Annotated in this window: 18 protein-coding genes; 14 read left to right on the plus strand and 4 right to left on the minus strand. The window is 63.2% G+C overall.

Annotated elements, in window-relative coordinates:
* Window positions 1-30 precede the first annotated feature (30 nt).
* On the plus strand, window positions 31-507 hold the full coding sequence (locus K9B37_RS16475; RefSeq protein ID WP_224314732.1) for an invasion associated locus B family protein: 477 nt from the start codon (window positions 31-33) through the stop codon (window positions 505-507).
* Window positions 498-1,043, plus strand: a complete 546-nt coding sequence (locus K9B37_RS16480; protein WP_224314635.1) for an SH3 domain-containing protein — start codon at window positions 498-500, stop codon at window positions 1,041-1,043. Before K9B37_RS16475 ends, K9B37_RS16480 begins: the two co-directional genes overlap by 10 nt.
* On the opposite strand, the gene xylB is transcribed toward K9B37_RS16480, so the two are convergent.
* Window positions 1,007-2,464, minus strand: coding sequence for a xylulokinase (gene xylB / locus K9B37_RS16485; RefSeq protein WP_224314636.1), 1,458 nt, complete (start codon window positions 2,462-2,464; stop codon window positions 1,007-1,009). The two genes, K9B37_RS16480 and xylB, sit on opposite strands and share 37 nt — an antisense overlap.
* Window positions 2,461-3,423, minus strand: coding sequence for a sugar-binding transcriptional regulator (locus K9B37_RS16490; protein WP_224314637.1), 963 nt, complete (start codon window positions 3,421-3,423; stop codon window positions 2,461-2,463). Before K9B37_RS16490 ends, xylB begins: the two co-directional genes overlap by 4 nt.
* 197 nt (window positions 3,424-3,620) lie before the next feature.
* Here K9B37_RS16490 and K9B37_RS16495 point away from each other — a divergent pair, with 197 nt between their 5' ends.
* The 5 genes from K9B37_RS16495 (at window position 3,621) to K9B37_RS16515 (ending at window position 9,024) form a co-directional block, all read left to right on the plus strand.
* Entirely contained in the window at window positions 3,621-5,003 is a 1,383-nt protein-coding gene (locus K9B37_RS16495) for a sn-glycerol-1-phosphate dehydrogenase (RefSeq protein ID WP_224314638.1), read from the plus strand.
* A 103-nt stretch (window positions 5,004-5,106) separates the two neighbouring features.
* Window positions 5,107-6,357: an extracellular solute-binding protein gene (locus K9B37_RS16500; RefSeq protein ID WP_224314733.1), complete on the plus strand. Its 1,251-nt coding sequence runs from the start codon at window positions 5,107-5,109 to the stop codon at window positions 6,355-6,357.
* Between the two features lie 67 nt (window positions 6,358-6,424).
* On the plus strand, window positions 6,425-7,336 hold the full coding sequence (locus tag K9B37_RS16505) for an ABC transporter permease subunit (protein ID WP_439651741.1): 912 nt from the start codon (window positions 6,425-6,427) through the stop codon (window positions 7,334-7,336).
* A gap of 2 nt (window positions 7,337-7,338) precedes the next feature.
* Window positions 7,339-8,259: an ABC transporter permease subunit gene (locus K9B37_RS16510; protein ID WP_224314639.1), complete on the plus strand. Its 921-nt coding sequence runs from the start codon at window positions 7,339-7,341 to the stop codon at window positions 8,257-8,259.
* A gap of 12 nt (window positions 8,260-8,271) precedes the next feature.
* Window positions 8,272-9,024: a glycerophosphodiester phosphodiesterase family protein gene (locus K9B37_RS16515; protein WP_224314640.1), complete on the plus strand. Its 753-nt coding sequence runs from the start codon at window positions 8,272-8,274 to the stop codon at window positions 9,022-9,024.
* Between the two features lie 15 nt (window positions 9,025-9,039).
* Here the strand turns inward: K9B37_RS16515 and purU are convergent, their stop codons facing one another.
* Together purU and K9B37_RS16525 are read right to left on the minus strand one after the other, a co-directional pair.
* Window positions 9,040-9,903 carry a formyltetrahydrofolate deformylase gene (gene purU / locus K9B37_RS16520; RefSeq protein WP_224314641.1) on the minus strand — a complete coding sequence of 288 codons (864 nt, stop codon included), beginning with the start codon at window positions 9,901-9,903 and terminating at the stop codon, window positions 9,040-9,042.
* A 62-nt stretch (window positions 9,904-9,965) separates the two neighbouring features.
* Window positions 9,966-10,748 carry an IclR family transcriptional regulator domain-containing protein gene (locus K9B37_RS16525; protein WP_224314642.1) on the minus strand — a complete coding sequence of 261 codons (783 nt, stop codon included), beginning with the start codon at window positions 10,746-10,748 and terminating at the stop codon, window positions 9,966-9,968.
* A gap of 177 nt (window positions 10,749-10,925) precedes the next feature.
* Here K9B37_RS16525 and K9B37_RS16530 point away from each other — a divergent pair, with 177 nt between their 5' ends.
* From K9B37_RS16530 to pcaC, 7 genes are all read left to right on the plus strand, one after another.
* A complete protein-coding gene (locus K9B37_RS16530) occupies window positions 10,926-12,104 on the plus strand; it encodes an ABC transporter substrate-binding protein (protein WP_224314643.1) in 1,179 nt (392 codons plus the stop codon).
* 79 nt (window positions 12,105-12,183) lie between these two features.
* Complete coding sequence (locus K9B37_RS16535) at window positions 12,184-13,047, plus strand: branched-chain amino acid ABC transporter permease (RefSeq protein ID WP_224314644.1); 864 nt, start codon at window positions 12,184-12,186, stop codon at window positions 13,045-13,047.
* A 10-nt stretch (window positions 13,048-13,057) separates the two neighbouring features.
* Entirely contained in the window at window positions 13,058-14,062 is a 1,005-nt protein-coding gene (locus K9B37_RS16540) for a branched-chain amino acid ABC transporter permease (protein ID WP_439651745.1), read from the plus strand.
* Window positions 14,059-14,823: an ABC transporter ATP-binding protein gene (locus K9B37_RS16545; RefSeq protein WP_224314645.1), complete on the plus strand. Its 765-nt coding sequence runs from the start codon at window positions 14,059-14,061 to the stop codon at window positions 14,821-14,823. The genes K9B37_RS16540 and K9B37_RS16545 overlap by 4 nt, the downstream gene beginning before the upstream one ends.
* On the plus strand, window positions 14,804-15,520 hold the full coding sequence (locus K9B37_RS16550; RefSeq protein ID WP_224314646.1) for an ABC transporter ATP-binding protein: 717 nt from the start codon (window positions 14,804-14,806) through the stop codon (window positions 15,518-15,520). The genes K9B37_RS16545 and K9B37_RS16550 overlap by 20 nt, the downstream gene beginning before the upstream one ends.
* Window positions 15,521-15,529: 9 nt before the next feature.
* The gene (gene pcaD, locus K9B37_RS16555; RefSeq protein ID WP_224314647.1) at window positions 15,530-16,324 is read left to right on the plus strand and encodes a 3-oxoadipate enol-lactonase; all 795 of its coding nucleotides are present in this window, start codon (window positions 15,530-15,532) and stop codon (window positions 16,322-16,324) included.
* Between the two features lie 22 nt (window positions 16,325-16,346).
* Window positions 16,347-16,715 (plus strand): 4-carboxymuconolactone decarboxylase, encoded by a 369-nt coding sequence (gene pcaC, locus K9B37_RS16560; protein ID WP_255616643.1) that lies wholly within the window; start codon window positions 16,347-16,349, stop codon window positions 16,713-16,715.
* Window positions 16,716-16,752 lie beyond the last annotated feature (37 nt).

Consider the following 16,752-nt stretch of genomic DNA (forward strand, 5'->3'; position numbering starts at 1 on the left):
TTTTGAATGAAACAATCTTTCGCTTCAGCAATGCTGCTCGTCATTCTGGGATCATCGAGCGTTTTAGCCCAGGACATCAAGCCGCTAGGGACCTTTCAAAACTGGAGCGCCTGGTCCTCTTATGAAGGAAAAACGAAGGTCTGTTATATCTATTCAGACGCGGACACCATGAAACCTGAAAATCTCGACCATGGACGCGTCAGTTTTGCTGTCCGCCATCACAGGCAAGGCGCGAGCGAGACCGAGGCGAGCCTTCGCGCCGGATATGAATTCGCGCCCGAGGCGATCCGCGTCTCGGTGGACGAAACGAATTTCAGCATGCTGCCGAGGGGACAATATGCATGGCTGCGCCGAGAGGAGCGGGAGGGAGAGTTCATGGAGGCGCTGCGGAAGGGTCGGACCATGACGGTGGAGGCACGTTCGCAACGCGGGAACCAGACGACCTACACCTTCTCTCTCAAGGGCGTGACGGCCGCCATCAAACGGGCTGCTCAGGCATGCCGCTGACGGGGAGGTTCATTCTTCTCGCCGTGCTCTTGGCCCTGGCGGCTCCCGCGCAGGCGAAGCCCGATCCCGGACGTCCCCTTGCGGTTCCCTATTTTGCGTCCCTCAAGCGATCCGAGGCGAATGTACGGGTTGGGCCGGGCCGCGGCTATCCGATCCGGTGGGTCTACAAGCAGCGTGGGTTGCCGGTCGAGGTGCTCGCGGTCTTCGGCAATTGGCGGCATATCCGCACCAGCGACGGCGGCGAGGGTTGGATCAGTGGCGTGCTCCTGTCGCCGCGTCGGACGGCTCTCGTCGATCCCTGGAGCGAAGAGCCGATCCTGCTGCGGTCGTCGGCGCGGGAGGAGGGCAGCATCGCCGCGCGCCTGCAGCCTAGGGTGCTCGTCGGATTGCGATGGTGCGACCGCGTCTGGTGCGCCGTGCGCCTATCCGGCTCGGATAGGAGCGGTTATGTGAAGCAGACGCGCCTCTGGGGCGTCTATCCCGACGAGGAGATCCGGGATCAGAGCGTCTGGAGCGTCATCCGCAAGCTGCTATAGGCGGACTTCTTTCGACCGAGGGCGTCGGCCAAGCGCGGGCAGGGCGCTGTCGTATAGGCGACCTCGCGTCCTTTGTCGGCGATGAGATCGCCGCCCATCGCCTTGCGGGCGAGCCGCGCTGCACCCAGTGCCGGGCCGACCACTGCGCTCAGCGGAGCGGTCATGGGTCGGTCGATGACGCTGGCGATCAATTGCGACCAGTAGCGGCTGCGCGACCCGCCGCCGACGAGCGCCACCTGCTCGATCGAGACGCCGCTGGAGAGTAGCGCTTCGTGACAGCCGCCCAAGGCCAGCGCCACGCCTTCCATGACGCTCTGCACGAGGTGCCGCCGAGTCGTCGCGAAGGTCATTCCGGCAAAGGAAGCTGTGAGGGTCGGATCGTTGTGTGGCGTGCGTTCGCCGGCGAGATAGGGCGTAAAGACAGGCGTCTCGTCGGGAGAGAGAGGATTCGCCTCGACCGAGCTAACAAGCGCGCCGACATCCTCGCCGCCGGTGACCTCGGCGATCCAGGACAAGGCTGCCGTGGCACTGAGCACGACGCCGTGCTGTGCGAAGAGGCCGTCGATCGCATGACGGTGGGTATGCATGCCGCGATCGAGCGCCGGCAGAAAGTCGTGGTTGGCGACGAAATAGACGCCGGATGTTCCAAGGCTGATGAAGGCCTGCCCGGTTGCGGCGATGCCCGCGCCGACCGCTCCGGCCATGTTGTCGCCCGCGCCACCGACGACAGGGATGTTCGGCTTCAGCCCCCAGCGGGATGCGAGAGACGATCTGAGCCGGCCGCCGACGCCATCGCTTGCAATGATCGGCGGCAGGCGGGAAGCGTCCAGGCCGCAATGATCGATGATCGGTGCATGATAGGTGCCGCGTCGCGCATCGACGAGCAGGGTCGCGGAGCCGTCCGCCAGATCTGTGACGATGTCGCCTGTGAGCTGGAGCCGGACATAATCCTTGGGAAGCAGCACCCAGCGCGCCGCAGCGAGCGTGTCCGGTTCGTGCTTTGAAAGCCAGCGCAATTTCGGCGCTGAGAAGCCTGGCATCGGCTGGCTACCGGTGATGCGCGCGAAGTCCGGGATCAGGTCGCGCAGTTCCTCGCATTCCGCGCCGGCCCGCCCATCGTTCCACAGAAGGGCGGGGCGCAGCGGCCTGCCGTCCTCGTCGAGCAGGGCAACTCCGAGCATCTGACCGGAGAGGCCGATGGCTTCGACGGCGGCCATGGCGGCTCCATCTTGCGTCGCCAAGTCGTCGAGGGTCTGGACCACCGCTTGCCACCAGGCGTCCGGCTGCTGCTCCGACCAGAGAGGCCGCGGGCGCTGAACATTCAGCGGTGCGCGGGCCTCCGCCATCACCCTGTCGTCGACATCGACGAGCACCGACTTGACGCCGGACGTCCCGATGTCGATGCCAAGGAACAGGCTCATGCGATGGCCTCTCCACGCACCAGTTCACATGCCTTACGCGCCGTATCCTCGTCGCAGACCAGAACGGTCGCGCGCTTGGCGCGCAGGGCGCCTGCGACGGCAAGCGTCTTGTTGGCCCCGCCTGATGCCAGGACGACGGTGGGAATCCGCGACAGATCGTCGAGCGGGAGCGCAATGGCGCGGCGGTTGAGCGGATGATCGATCAGGCGGCCGTTCTCGTCGTAGAACTGGCCCATAATGTCGCCCACGGCGCCCTTGGCACGCAGGTCTTCGGTGGAGACATCCCGTGGCAGGCCGTAGCGCACGAGAAGCGACCGTTCAGACAGGTCGCCGATGCTCAGCACGGCGATGTCGTTGGCGGCGATACGCTCGAACGTCTCGCGGAAGACGTCCTGCGCCAGGATGATGTCGCGGGATTTCGGGCTGCCGGCATAGATCGGCGCGGCCAGATACTGGCATTCCGCGTTCAACCGATTGGCAAGATCGCTCGCGGTTTCGAACGTGTTGAGTTCCGACCCGTGCGTCAGGCCGCCCATCATCGAATTCACGCACAGATCCGGGTAGCGCCCGGCGCGCATGTTGCGGATGGTTTCGCGCAGCGTCGCTCCCCAGCCGAGGCCAAGGCCCTGGATCGTGTTCTCGGCGAGATAGCTAGAGAGATATTCGCCCGTCGCCTGTCCGAGCAGCACCGGAATGAGACCCGGATCCTGCGGCGTCGGGACGATGATGGCGGCCTTGAGGCCGAATTCCTTGACGAGCCTCTGTTCGAGCGCCGCGCAGCTCGCGAAGCGCGAATTGAGCGTGATGCTGACGAGGCCACTGGTGCGGGCTTCCACCAGCATGCGGTTCACCCGCAGACGCGTCATTCCGAGTTTCTCGGCGATGTCCGCCTGCGTCAGGCCTTCCATGAAATAGAGCCACGCGACGCGGGCTTCGATCTGCTCGTCGGATTGGGTCATGGCCGAGGCTTTCGAGAAACGCTGTTGCCGTCCGCCATTGTCACAGGTGTCCTCAATGCACAAGCCGCTCGCGCCTTGCAGACGTCCTTCCCAGGTCCGCCGATCTCGATCCTTCTCCGACAGTGGGAAGGCGTCCGTTGCCTTCGTCATACAATTGTAATAGAAGTTATTCAAATGTATTTTTCAGCGAGGAATTAATGGCCGATCAGGCGCGCGCACTCAACCGGGCAGTCCAGAAAGCCGCGGTCACCCGCAGTGTCTTCGTAGCACCGGGCGCCCTGGGCGCGCTGCCTGAGAGCGTCAAGGATTTCGAAGGAAAACAATTGGTCGTCATTGCGGACGATAACACGATGGAAGCGGCCGGCCGTCAGGCCATCACCGTTCTCGAGGGGGCAGGGCATCGGGTCGCTGCGCCGATCGTGCTGGAGGATAAGCCGCGCGCGAAACCTCATGCGCGGACGGCGCGTGAGATAGCAGCCGCGATTCGCGACAGCGGCGCGGTTCCCATCTCGGTGGGGTCCGGCGTCATCAACGATCTGACGAAGTACGCGGCCGAGGTCGCCGGCGTACCTTATGTCTGCGTCGCCACGGCCGCTTCGATGGATGGATACGCCGCCTCCGGCGCGGCGCTTCTCGACGATGGCTTCAAGCGCACGCTCGATTGTGCGCCGCCGGTCTCCGTCGTGGCGGATCTCGACATCGTCGCGAAAGCGCCGCGCCGCATGGCCGGCTGGGGTTATGGCGATCTCGCCGGCAAGATCGTCGCCGGCCTCGACTGGAAACTTGCCGATGCACTCGGCGAAGAGGCGATCAATCCCGAGCCCTTCGCGATGGTGCAGGACAATGTCCGCGAATGGCTGTCGCAGCCGAAAATGGTCGGGGCAGGGGACGCGGCCGCGACGGGCGACCTCGTCAACGGTCTCCTCGTTTCCGGTTTCGCCATGCAGGCCCACGGCAATTCGCGCCCGGCGAGCGGGGCGGAACATCTCATCTCTCATGTGTGGGAAATGGAGCGGCTGACTTTCCAGGGCGAACCGGCGGCGCACGGCGCCTGCGTTGGCATTGGTACTGTCGGCCTGCTGGCGCTCTACGAATGGCTCCTCGCGCAGGACATCACTGAGGACACGATCCGTAACGCGGAGGGGGCTGCATCGTCTCCGGAACGCATCGAAGCGGAAATCGCTGCGGGTTTTCCGGAAGGGCACCTGGCGGACAGCGCGCGAACCGAAATGGCCGTTAAGGGCAAGGGCGCAAGCCGCCGTGCCGGACGCCTGTCGGTGCTGGCCAGGACCTGGCGGGACCTACGCAACGAATTGCAGCGGACCTGTGTGCCTGCAGAAACGATGGAAACGTGGCTGCGCGAGGCGGGGGCGCCTGCGCACCCGAACGATCTCGGCATGCCGCTGAAGAAACTTGCGGCGGATTACCGCCGCGCGCGCCTGATCCGTCGGCGCTACACCATTCTCGATCTCCTCGACGATCTGGGATGGCTCGACAAGGGAATTGCCGCCCTCTTTGCCGCAGATGGCTTTTGGGGACGGCGCTCGGCGGCAGAGATGCAGAAAATGGCATCGGCCTAATCAAACGAAACGATATCGAAAGGGAGAACCACCCGTGAAGACATTTTCTCTGAAAGCCTGCGTCGGCGCCGCTGCCGTCATCGTCGGGCTGTCGAGCGCCGCAATGGCGGCGCCGGTCGAAGTCCAATGGTGGCATGCCATGACGGGCGTCAACGGTGAGCGCGTCGATGAGCTGGTCAAGAAATTCAACGAGTCCAACGACCAGTACAAGGTCGTCGCGGTTGCCAAGGGCAATTACGACGAGGTGATCAACAGCACCATCGCGGCCTATCGCGCCAAGCGTCCGCCCCACATCGTTCAGATCTACGAGCGCGGCTTCATGACGATGCTGCTCTCCGATGCCATCGTTCCGGTTCAGGACCTGATGGACAAGACCGGTCACAAGGTCGACTGGAACGATCTGATCAAGCCGGTTGCGGGATTCTATTCATACAAGGGCAAGCTCGCAGCCATGCCCTTCAACTCGTCCTCGCCGATCCTGTACTACAACCAGGAACAGTTCCAGAAAGCAGGCTTCGACAAGCCGGCCGAGACCTGGGGCGAGTTCGAGAAGCAGCTCTACGCGATCAAGAAGTCCGGCGCGGCCGAGTGCGGCACTGCCCTCGCAACGGATTATCACTGGAGCATGATCGAGAACTACAGCGCCATCAACGATCAGCCCTATGCGACCAAGGCCAACGGGTATGACGGGCTCGATACCGAGTTCGTCTACAACAAGACGCTGGTGGTCCCGCAGGTCGCGCGCATGAAGCGTTGGCTCGATGACGGTATTCTGCAGATCGCGGGTCAGGGCTTCAGCCCGGAGCAGCTTTTCACCTCCGGCACCTGCGCGACCTATTTCGCATCGACGGCGGCGCATAGCGGCATCGAGAAGAACTCCAAGATCAAGTGGAGTGCGACCTACCTGCCGTGGGAGGAGGGCCGCCAGCCGAAGAACAGCACCATCGGCGGTGCCGCGCTCTGGGTCATCAAGGGCCATAAGCCGGAAGAGGAAAAGGCCATTGCCGCCTTCTTCGACTTCCTGGCGAAGCCCGAGACGCAGCTCTGGTGGCACAAGGCGACAGGTTACGTTCCGCTGACCAACAAGGCCTACGAGCTCGCCAAGTCGCAAGGCTACTACAAGGAAAGCCCGACCCGCGAGATCGCCATTCTCCAGCTCAACCGCGGCACGCCGACGGATAACTCCCTCGGCTTCCATTTCGGCAACTTCACGCAGTCGATGTTCGCGCAGCGTGAGGAAGTCGAGGCTCTGTTCGCCGGCAAGAAGGACGCGCAGCAGGCCATGGACGATGCGGTCAAGCGCGGGAATGAGATTCTCCGCCAGTACGAGCGCCTGAACAAGGGCAAGTACTGATCGGCGAAGCGGCACGGGCTCTCCTCCCTCCCGTGCCGCTTCCACATTTGTCGCGCGGAGTATCGACGTGGTTGCACGGACTCACGAACCCGGCCTGAAGCAGGCGCATTTCCGGACGGCTGGCTTGCCGGCCCTGCTTCTTTTGCCGCAGCTTTTGATCCTTCTGTTCTTTTTCTTCATTCCGTCCATCCGGGCACTGATGCAGGCCTTCCTGCTCGCGGACCCTTTCGGAGCGACTGTTCATTTCGTCGGGTTTGACAATTTCAAGGCTCTCTTCGAAAGCGAGAGCTATCGCAACTCCATCTGGATCACGGTCCAGTTCACCCTCGCCCAGAACATCCTGACGATCGTGGTCGCCCTCATTCTCGCCTTCGCGACGGACAGGGTGGTGCGCTTTCAATCCGCCTATAAGGGCGTGATCCTTCTGCCTTACGCTATTGCGCCCGTCATCGCCGGCGTCATGTGGGCCTTTCTGTTCAATCCCGCCGTCGGGCCGGTCGCGTTCCTCATCAAGTCGTTCGGCATCGCCTGGGATCCGAACCGCAATGGCGGTGACGCCATGCTGCTGGTGGTTCTCGCCGCGTCGTGGAAGCATATCTGCTACGACTACATTTTCCTTGTCGCCGGTCTCCTTGCCGTGCCGAGATCTCTCATGGAAGCTGCTGCCGTCGATGGAGCGGGGCCGATCAAGCGGTTCTTCCAGATCGCCCTGCCTCTCCTCGGCCCGACGCTTTTCTTCCTGACCACGATGAATTTCGTCTACGGGTTCTTCGAGACCTTTGCGATCATCGATGCCGTGACACACGGCGGACCTGCCGGCGCCACCAACATCCTCGTGTACAAAGTCTACCAGGATGGATTCATCAATCTTGATCTCGGCTCCTCCGCGGCACAATCGGTGCTGCTCATGAGCTTTGCGCTGCTGCTCACGCTGCTGCAGTTCAAATATGTCGAGCGCAAGGTGAACTACAGCATCTGATCATGGTCGAACGTTCTCCCATTCTCACGGCAATCTGCCACCTCATCCTGATCGGCGGCATCGTTCTGGTCTGCCTGCCGCTGTATTTCGCATTCATCGCGGGCTCGCTCACCATGCAGGAGGTGCAGCAGGTTCCCATGCCCTGGCTTCCTGGCACTCATTTCCTGGAGAATGTGGCGACGGCCTGGAGCAAGGTGAATTTCGGCCAGCTTCTCGTGAATTCCTTCATCGTGTCGATCGGTATCACGGTGGGAAAGGTCGCGATCTCGCTCCTGTCGGCCTTCGCGATCACCTATTTCCGGTTTCGCTTCCGGCTCCTGGCCTTCTGGCTGATCTTCATGTCCCTAATGCTTCCGGTGGAAGTTCGCATCGTGCCGACCTACGAGTCGGTGGCGAACGCGGCCCTGCCGATCCAGTGGATCATCGACGGGCTTAATCTCTCCGGCCTATGGGAGACGCTGACCGGATACCATGTCGAGATCGCCCTCGAATGGAACATGCTGAACACCTATCAGGGCCTGATCCTGCCGCTCATCGCCTCCGCCTCCGCAACCTTCCTTTTCCGGCAGTTCTTCCTCACGGTTCCCGAGGAGCTTCTGGAGGCGGCGCGCCTCGATGGGGCCTCCGCGATGCGCTTCTTCTGGACGATCCTGCTGCCGCTCTCGCGCTCCAATATCGTCGCTTTGTCGATCATCCTTTTCCTTTACGGGTGGAACCAGTATCTCTGGCCGCTCCTGTTCACCACCGACAAGGACATGGCGACGGCGGTGATCGGCGTCAAAAATCTCATCCCGCGCTCCGATACGGAGCCGGCCTGGAACGTTGCCATGAGCGGTGCGCTCCTGACCATGCTGCCTCCGGTTCTGGTGGTGCTCGTCATGCAGCGCTGGTTCGTTCGCGGTCTCGTCGACAGCAGCAAGTAAGGTTCGTTTCTCATGGTCATGATCATCGGTCATCGCGGCGCCAGAAATCTCTGGCCCGAGAACAGCCTCGAAGGCTTCCGCAACCTGATCGCGCTCGGTGTCGAGGGCGTGGAGTTCGACGTGCACCAGACCCGTGACGGCAAGCTCGCCGTGATCCACGATCCGACCCTGGAGCGCACCACGCTCGGCTCCGGTCCGGTGGGCGAAAAGACCCTCGCCGAATTGCAGGCGATCATCCTGCGCGACAGTAGCGAGACAATCCCCAGTCTCGACGAAGTGCTCGGCGTATTGGGGCAGAGCAAGCTCGAGCTGCATATCGAGATCAAGACCGATATTGTCGGAAATCCCTATGCCGGGCTGGAGGCACGTGCTCTCGAAGCCGTGCGCCGGCATGGCCTTCAGGATCGCTCGATCCTCACCTGCTTCGCGCCGGAGGTGCTGGACCAGGTGAGGAAACTCGACCGGGATATCGGGGTTCTTGCCTCCCTTGACCGTCGTTCTGCCGAGATGATGGGTGGCCTCGATCGTGTGATCGGACGCTTCGCCGCCATTCCGGGCTGCTATCTCGCGGTCGAGAAGGCCCTGCTCATCCACACGATGGATCACTTCCTCGGCGCTGTCGGATCCGAGCGGCTCGGTGCATGGGTTCCGAACGACGAGGTTGACCTGGCCTATTGGCTCGCGCAACCCATTCGGCAGATTACGACGGACAGGCCCGATCTGGGCCTCGAGGCAAGGCGCCGTCTTACGGGAGCTGCCGCCTGACGGCGACGGCCTGCGTCAGTCACGGAAGACGACCGTCTTGCTGCCGTTCGCCAGAACCCGGCCGTCGAGATGCCATGCGATGGCACGGGCGAGAACCTGACGCTCGATGTCGCGGCCTTTTCTGACCAGATCGTCAGGCGTGTCGTAGTGGCTGATCCGTTCGACATCCTGCTCGATAATCGGCCCTTCATCGAGGGCGGCGGTCACGTAGTGAGCGGTTGCGCCTATGAGTTTCACCCCGCGCTCATGTGCCTGATGATAGGGCTTTGCACCTTTGAAGCCGGGCAGAAACGAGTGATGGATGTTGATGCAGCGGCCTGAGAGCTTCGCCGCAAGGTCGTCCGAAAGCACCTGCATGTAGCGCGCCAGGACGACGAGATCCGTCCCGGTCGACTGAACGAGGCTCCAGAGCTGCGCCTCCTGCTCCTGCTTCGTCTCGTGACTGATCTTCAGGAAGTGGAAGTTCAGGCCCGAGAAGTCGTGGTGCGCAAAGGTCTCTCGCGGGTGATTGGAGACGATTCCGGCAATGTCCATCGGCAGCTCGCCCGTCCGCCAGCGATAGAGAAGATCGGCGAGGCAGTGATCGAACCGGGAGACCAGGATCAGGACGCGTTGCCGCTCGCTCCGGTTCCTGATCGAGAAGTCCATACCGTATGTCGAGGCCACCGGCACAAACTCACTCCGCTGCGTCTCCAGGGAGCGCGCACTCTCCACGAAATTGTAGACGACCCGCATGAAGAAGAGATCGCTCTGCCGATCGTCGAATTGTTGCGCCTCCAGGATATTGCAGCCAGCCCTGAACAAATGGGTGGAGACGGCCGCCACGATACCGGGACGGTTCTGGCAGGATAGGGTCAGGATGAACTGTTCGGCGTACATGAGCTGTTCCCGATGCGAGGCACACCTCCTTAGAGAAGTTTCCCGTGCCAGGAAATCTGCTGCTACAGGATTCCGTGCAGGGTCTCGGTCGCTTCCAGCAGGGGCGGGAGGAAGCGTGTCTTCATTTCTGCCAGTGGCACCCGAGCAGCCTGCGTTCCGATGTTCAGGGCGATCCGGACGGGGCCATTCGCTTGGACGAGGGGCACTGCGATCGAACGCAGCCCTAGCTCCAGCTCCTCGTCGATCAAGGCGCAGCCCTCCTGCCGCACAGTCTCAAGAGCGGCGCGCAGGTCCGGTTTCCTTGTAATCGTTTTCAACGTGCGCGGCTCAAGCCGGACGCGCTTGAGATAGGCCTCGAGCACGTCCTCCGGTTGAAAGGCCAGGATCGCCCGACCGAGGGAAGTGCAATAGGCGGGGAGGCGGGTTCCGACCCCGAGGCTTACCGACATGATGCGCTGGGTTGCCGAGCGGGCGATGTAAACGATTTCATCGCCGTCCAGGATCGCCGCCGAGCTCGACTCGCCCGTTTGCGCGGAGATCTTCTCCAAGAAGGGCTGAACGCGCGTCGAAAGCGACGACGAGGCGAGATAGGCGTAGCCGAGGCGAAGGATCCGGGGGCTCAGGCTGAAATAACGCCCATCGAAATCGGCATAGCTGAGCTTGGTGAGGGTCTTCAGATAGCGGCGGGCTGCAGCACGGGTGATGCCGGTCCGCTTCGCCACGTCCGTCAGCGTCAGGCGGGGAGATTCCGCATCGAAGGCTTCGATCACGGCGAGGCCCTTCTCCAGGCTGGCGACGAAATCCCGATCCTCTGTCGCTCCCAATTCCTGTTCAAACTTTTGCATCGAAACCCTGACGGCATGCGGTGGACTTTGGTAGCCTTGACACCGTTCGGGAAGTTGTAGTTCATGTTCGGTATGGTTTTCAATGTTCGTAATGCGAACAATTTATGAGACCATAGGCTAACGAAACCGCGGGTCCTGCGAAAATGAGACCGAGGCGGCTCCTGGGAGGAGATAGGAATGTCTGGAAGGAAGCTTCTCTGCGCCGCCATCGGCGCGCTGCTCGCTGGCTCGGTCGCGGCGTCGGCGGATACCATCAAGGTGGGCATCATCGGACCGTTCTCCGGGCCATTCGCCCTGCAGGGCAAGAATTTCCAGGCCGGCGTCGAGGCCTACATGGCCCTCAACGGCAAGTCGGTGAAAGGTCACGATATCGAGGTGATCTATCGCGACCTGCCGGCGGCCAATCCGCAGCAGTCGCGCGCCCTCGCGCAGGAGCTGGTCGTCAAGGACAAGGTGCAGTATCTCGGCGGCGTCTATTTCACGCCCGACGCCATGGCGATCACGCCGCTCCTGACGCAGGCCAATACGCCGCTCGTCATCTTCAACGCGGCGACCTCTGCCATCATGACCCAGTCGCCGCTGGTGGTGCGTACCTCGTTCACGACTGCACAGACCACGACGCCTCTCGGCAAGATCGCGGTCGAGCGCGGAATCAAGAAGGTGATCACCGCGGTGAGCGATTACGGCCCCGGCATCGATGCGGAGGTGGCATTCAAGAAAGCCTTCGAGGCCGCGGGCGGGCAGGTGGTCGAGTCTGTCCGGATGCCGCTCAACACCAACGATTTCAGCCCGATCATGCAGCGCGTACGGGATTCGAAGGCCGATGCGGTCTTTGCCTTCCTGCCGTCCGGTCCGACGACGCTCGGCTTCGTGAAGGCCTATAACGAGACCGGCCTCAAGCAGGCTGGCATCAAGTTCCTGGCTCCCGGCGATCTGACGCAGGAATCCGACCTGCCAGCGCTGGGCGACGGCGCCTTGGGCCTCCTCACCACCTTCCACTACGCGGTGTCGCACGACTCGCCCGAGAACAAGAAGTTCGTCGAAGCGGCCGCGAAGGCCGTGGGCGGCATCGATCAGCTCTCCTTCCCGGCGGTCGGTGCGTTCGACGGCATGCATGTCATCTACAAGATGATCGAAGCGACCGACGGCAAGCAGGACGCGCAGAAGGCGGTGAATGCCGTGAAGGGCCTCGCCTGGACGAGCCCGCGCGGGCCGGTGAGCATCGATTCCGAGACACGCCACATCACGGAGAACATCTATCTCCGCGAGGTCGCTAAGGGCGCGGACGGCAAGACCTACAACAAGGAAATCCAGACCTTCCCGAACCAAAAGGATCCGGGCCTCCCGACGCCGTAACGGTGTCCGCTTCAGGCCGGGGGCGCATTGTTTGCGCCTTCGCCAACTGCTTGATGATCATCGCTGATCGGACGACTTTATGCAGACGGTTTTCAGCATCGCGATCGATGCCTTCGCCTATGGCATGGCGCTGTTCATCATCTGCATCGGCCTCTCGCTGACGATGGGGCTGATGCGGGTGATCAACCTGGCGCACGGCGCCTTCGCGATGATCGCGGGCTATATCGCCTCCTACGCCCAGCGCGAGCTCGGCACCGGCTATGCGATTGCGCTCCTTCTCTCCATCCTCGGAACGATCGTGATCTCGATTCCCGTCGAGCGCTTTCTCTATCGCCGGATCTACGGCAGCCCGCAGCTGACCCAGGTGCTCATGACCATCGGGATCACCTTCTGCGTGATCGGCATCACCAATTTCTTCTTCGGCCCGACCCTGAAGACGATCCCCCTGCCTGCGAGCCTCGCGGCGCCCGTGGATATCGGCTTCAGGACCGTGGCGGGACACCGGCTCTTCGTCATGGCCTGCGGTCTCGTGGTCGCGGCAGGGCTGTGGTTCCTCATCGAGAAGACCGCTTTCGGCATCAAGCTGCGGGCGACCGTCGACAATGCCGGCATGGCGGATGCGCTGGGCATCAAGACCCAGGTGGTCTACGCGATCAGCTTCGCCATCGCGCTGGGGCTTGCGGCGTTCGGCGGTGTCGTGGGAGCCGAGTTCCTTCCCATCGAGCCCTATTATGCCCTGCGCTACATGGTGACCTTCCTGGTGGTGGTCTCCGTGGGCGGGGCCGGATCGATTCCGGGTGCGTTGCTTGCATGCCTCGTGCTCGGAGCCATCGACACGACAGCCCGCTACCTCATGCCCGATTTCGGCAATTTCTTCTTCTATGCCGCCGTGATCGCCATCGTCTGCGTCTTCCCGCGCGGTTTTCTCGGAAGGGCCCAGTAGCGTGCAGGCGATCGCGAAATCCCGTCAGGCTGCGACCGTTTCCGGCGGCAACACGCATCTGTTACGAGACGGATTGGGCCTGCTCCTCATCATCGCGGCGGGCGCCGCCGGCTACTGGCTGTTCCCCGACAACCTTGCCTTGCTCACCCGCGTGATCGCCGTGGCCCTGCTGGTCCTGTCGATCGACCTGATCGTCGGATATTGCGGCGTCGCGACCCTCGGCCAGGCGACGCTCTATGGCGCCGGCGCATATGCGGCCGGCATGGCCTGCCTGCGGGGCGTCACGGAACCCATGACGCTGATCGTCATCGGCGCGGCGGCCGGCGCGATGGCGGGGCTCGTCATGGGAACGATCATGCTCCGGGCCCATGGCCTCGCACAGCTCGTCCTCTCCATCGCCATCGTGCAGCTCGCCCATGAAGCAGCCAACAAGGCTTCGGCCTATACCGGAGGCAGCGACGGATTGGCGGGCTTCAGTCCGAGCCCGCTTTTCGGGACCTTCGAATTCGATCTCTGGGGACGGACCGCGTATCTGTTCGGCCTCGCGCTCCTGGTGCTCGTGTTCATCCTCCTGAAGTTCGTCGTCGCATCGCCCTTCGGCATGCTCTGCCGCGGCATCAAGGAGGACCCGGTCCGCATCCGTTCCATGGGAGCCTTCGTGTTTCCGGTGCTGCTCAAGATGTTCATCATTTCCGGTGCCGTCGCCGGAATGGGCGGCGCGCTTGCGGCGATCTCCACCCAGGTGGTCGGCCTCGACAGCGTGAGCTTCGAGCTTTCCGCCAATTCCCTCGTGATGCTGGTGCTCGGCGGCCTCGGCAGCCTCTATGGGGCACTGATCGGAACCGTGATCTTCATGGGCTTCGAGCACTTCGTCTCCGCCATCAATCCGTTCCATTGGATGACCATGGTCGGCGCGCTGCTGATCGCGGTGGTGCTCGTCGCGCCCGGCGGTCTTAGCGGCCTCATCGACAGAGCGCTTCCCGGCATGCGCGACAAGGGAGGGCAGCGGCCATGAGCGATCTCTTTCGCGTCGAGGGTCTCTCGAAATCCTTCGGCGGCCTGGCCGTGAGCCGCAATATCGATCTCGCCATGGCGGCGGGTGATCGTCTGGCCCTGATCGGTCCCAACGGCGCAGGCAAGACCACCTTCGTCAATCTGGTGACGGGGCAGATCCGGCCGAGTGCAGGGCGTGTCCTGCTGAACGGCGAGGATGTCACTGGGCTCGGGGCGGTCCGCCGGGTCCGCAGGGGGCTCGTGCGCACGTTCCAGGTAACGCGCCTGTTCTCCGACATGACGCCCGAGGAACATGTGACCCTCACGGTGCTCCAGCGGGAGGGGAAGGCATCCCGTATTCTCGGGCGCTTCCGCGGTAGCGCCGAGGTTGCGGGTGAGGTGGAAACGCTCCTCCGCACTCTCGGTCTCCTTGATGTCGCTCGACGGAAGGTCGGGGAGATCGCCTATGGCCAGCAGCGGCTGCTGGAGATCGCCATCGCCTTGGCCTTGAAGCCGAAGGTCCTGCTCCTCGACGAGCCAGCGGCGGGCGTGCCGTCCAGCGAGACGCCGCGCATCGAGCAGGCGCTCGAACATCTGCCTTCCAGCCTCGCGGTGTTGATGATCGAGCACGACATGGATCTGGTTTTCCGCTTCGCCCGGCGTGTCGTCGTGCTGGCCGCCGGCGAAATCATCTTCGAAGGTCTTCCGTCGCAGGTGGCTGCGAACGAGAAGGTCCGTGAAGCCTATCTTGGAAACTACGCCCATGCCCGCAGAGTCGCTTGAAGTCCGCAATCTGAGTGCGGGCTACGGCCCGACGGTAGTGCTCGAGGACATGTCGTTCTCGGTCTCGGCAGGCTCGCGCCTGTCGATCCTCGGTCGCAACGGCATGGGCAAGACGACGCTTCTGGCGAGCCTCATGGGGCTGACGAAGCGCTATGGCGGTGAGATCCGGCTCGACGGCAAGGACGTGGCGAACCTGAAAAGCTGCGACAGGGCGAGGCAAGGTCTTGGACTGGTTCCGCAGACCCGCGACATCTTCCGCTCCCTGACGGTGGAAGAGAACCTGCTCGCCGGCCTGAAGGGCCGGCCGCGCAGCGCCCTTCAGGAGGCCTACGAGATGTTTCCGCGCCTGCGTGAGCGCAGGCGCAATCTCGGGTGGCAGCTGTCCGGCGGCGAACAGCAGATGCTCTCCACCGCCCGCACGATTCTGGGACGCCCGTCGGTGCTGCTGCTCGACGAACCTCTGGAAGGCTTGGCGCCGGTGATCTGCGACGAACTGATGGCGGCGTTCGCACGCCTTGCCGCGACGGGCGAGATGACGATCCTTCTGGTCGAGCAGCGCATCGAGAGCGCTCTCGATTTCGCGGATTCCGTCATGATCCTCGAACGCGGTCACATCGTCTGGCAGGGAACGAGCGAGGCTCTGCGGGCGGATCAGAATCTCGTCGAGCAATACATCGGCGTCGGCTCTCTGCACTGAGGGAAACCCATGGCCTTCATACGCGCAAACGGCATCGTCCTGCATTATCAGGTTCTCGGTCGCTCCGATGGGCCGGCCCTCGTCTTCTCCAATTCGCTGGGCAGCGATTTCCGCATCTGGCAGGAGGTGGCGCCGGCCTTCCTCGACCGTTTCAGGGTCGTTGTCTACGACAAGCGCGGGCACGGCCTCTCCGATGCTCCGCCCGCGCCCTATTCGGTCGACGACCATGTCGATGATCTTCTGGCGCTCCTCGACACTCTGGGCATTCGCAAGGCGGCCGTCGTCGGCCTGTCGGTCGGCGGCATGATCGGGCAGCGGATCGCCGTGCGCGAACCCTCCCGCGTGTCCGCGCTCGTGCTGTGCTGCACGGCGACGAAAATCGGTACGGCGGAGACGTGGGCCGAGCGGATCGCGGCCGTCGAGAAGCATGGCATCGAGGCGGTCGTCGAGGGCGTCCTGACGCGCTGGTTCACCTCTGCCTTCCGCAGCGAGCGGGCCGACGAATGCGCGGGGTGGCGCAACATGCTCGTCCGCACGCCGCGCGACGGCTATGCTGGAACCTGCGCGGCCGTTCGCGATGCGGACCTCACGGCCGATGCGGGCAGGATCAGCGTGCCGACCCTCTGTGTGGCGGGCGACCAGGACGGATCGACGCCGCCGGAACTGGTGAGCCAGACGGCGGCGCTCATCCCTGGGGCTGCGTTCCGTGTCATCGCAGGCGCCGGGCATATTCCTTGCGTCGAGCAGCCACGGGCGCTGACGGCGCTCATCGAGACTCATCTCAAGGAGGCCGGACTTGTCTGAGAGCGAACGTTACAAGGCCGGCATGGTGGTGCGCCGCGAGGTTCTCGGCGATGCCCATGTGGATCGCGCCACGGCCCAGATGACGGAATTCGACGCCGATTTCCAGACCTTCATTACGGAGGGAGCATGGGGTTCGGTGTGGGCAAGGTCGCAATTCACCAAGCGGGAACGCTCCATCGTGACCCTCGCGCTCCTTGCGGCGCTCGGTCAGGACGAGGAGATCGCCATGCACGTGCGCGCCACCCGCAATACAGGCGCGACGAAGGAGGACATCCGCGAAGCGCTGCTGCACGTGGCGGTCTATGCCGGCGTTCCCGCGGCCAACCACGCCTTCAAGATCGTCAAGAAGACTTTCGCCGAGATGGATCAGGCTTCCCAGGCGGCACAGTGAAACGGGAGCCGTGTCGCCCGGCGGCACGGTTCGAAGG

It is taken from the genome of Microvirga puerhi (assembly GCF_020089865.1).
Lineage (GTDB): Bacteria > Pseudomonadota > Alphaproteobacteria > Rhizobiales > Beijerinckiaceae > Microvirga > Microvirga puerhi.

Bases quoted from the DNA above. Each gene is read 5' to 3' on its own strand.
- K9B37_RS16550 (WP_224314646.1), top strand. From the start codon at position 14,804: ATGCCCGCAGAGTCGCTTGAAGTCCGCAATCTGAGTGCGGGCTACGGC.
- K9B37_RS16545 (WP_224314645.1), top strand. From the start codon at position 14,059: ATGAGCGATCTCTTTCGCGTCGAGGGTCTCTCGAAATCCTTCGGCGGC.
- K9B37_RS16535 (WP_224314644.1), top strand. From the start codon at position 12,184: ATGCAGACGGTTTTCAGCATCGCGATCGATGCCTTCGCCTATGGCATG.
- xylB (WP_224314636.1), bottom strand. From the start codon at position 2,464: ATGAGCCTGTTCCTTGGCATCGACATCGGGACGTCCGGCGTCAAGTCG.
- K9B37_RS16480 (WP_224314635.1), top strand. From the start codon at position 498: ATGCCGCTGACGGGGAGGTTCATTCTTCTCGCCGTGCTCTTGGCCCTG.
- K9B37_RS16515 (WP_224314640.1), top strand. From the start codon at position 8,272: ATGGTCATGATCATCGGTCATCGCGGCGCCAGAAATCTCTGGCCCGAG.
- K9B37_RS16475 (WP_224314732.1), top strand. From the start codon at position 31: ATGCTGCTCGTCATTCTGGGATCATCGAGCGTTTTAGCCCAGGACATC.
- K9B37_RS16530 (WP_224314643.1), top strand. From the start codon at position 10,926: ATGTCTGGAAGGAAGCTTCTCTGCGCCGCCATCGGCGCGCTGCTCGCT.
- K9B37_RS16490 (WP_224314637.1), bottom strand. From the start codon at position 3,423: ATGACCCAATCCGACGAGCAGATCGAAGCCCGCGTCGCGTGGCTCTAT.
- purU (WP_224314641.1), bottom strand. From the start codon at position 9,903: ATGTACGCCGAACAGTTCATCCTGACCCTATCCTGCCAGAACCGTCCC.
- pcaD (WP_224314647.1), top strand. From the start codon at position 15,530: ATGGCCTTCATACGCGCAAACGGCATCGTCCTGCATTATCAGGTTCTC.
- pcaC (WP_255616643.1), top strand. From the start codon at position 16,347: ATGGTGGTGCGCCGCGAGGTTCTCGGCGATGCCCATGTGGATCGCGCC.
- K9B37_RS16495 (WP_224314638.1), top strand. From the start codon at position 3,621: ATGGCCGATCAGGCGCGCGCACTCAACCGGGCAGTCCAGAAAGCCGCG.
- K9B37_RS16510 (WP_224314639.1), top strand. From the start codon at position 7,339: ATGGTCGAACGTTCTCCCATTCTCACGGCAATCTGCCACCTCATCCTG.
- K9B37_RS16525 (WP_224314642.1), bottom strand. From the start codon at position 10,748: ATGCAAAAGTTTGAACAGGAATTGGGAGCGACAGAGGATCGGGATTTC.
- K9B37_RS16500 (WP_224314733.1), top strand. From the start codon at position 5,107: ATGGCGGCGCCGGTCGAAGTCCAATGGTGGCATGCCATGACGGGCGTC.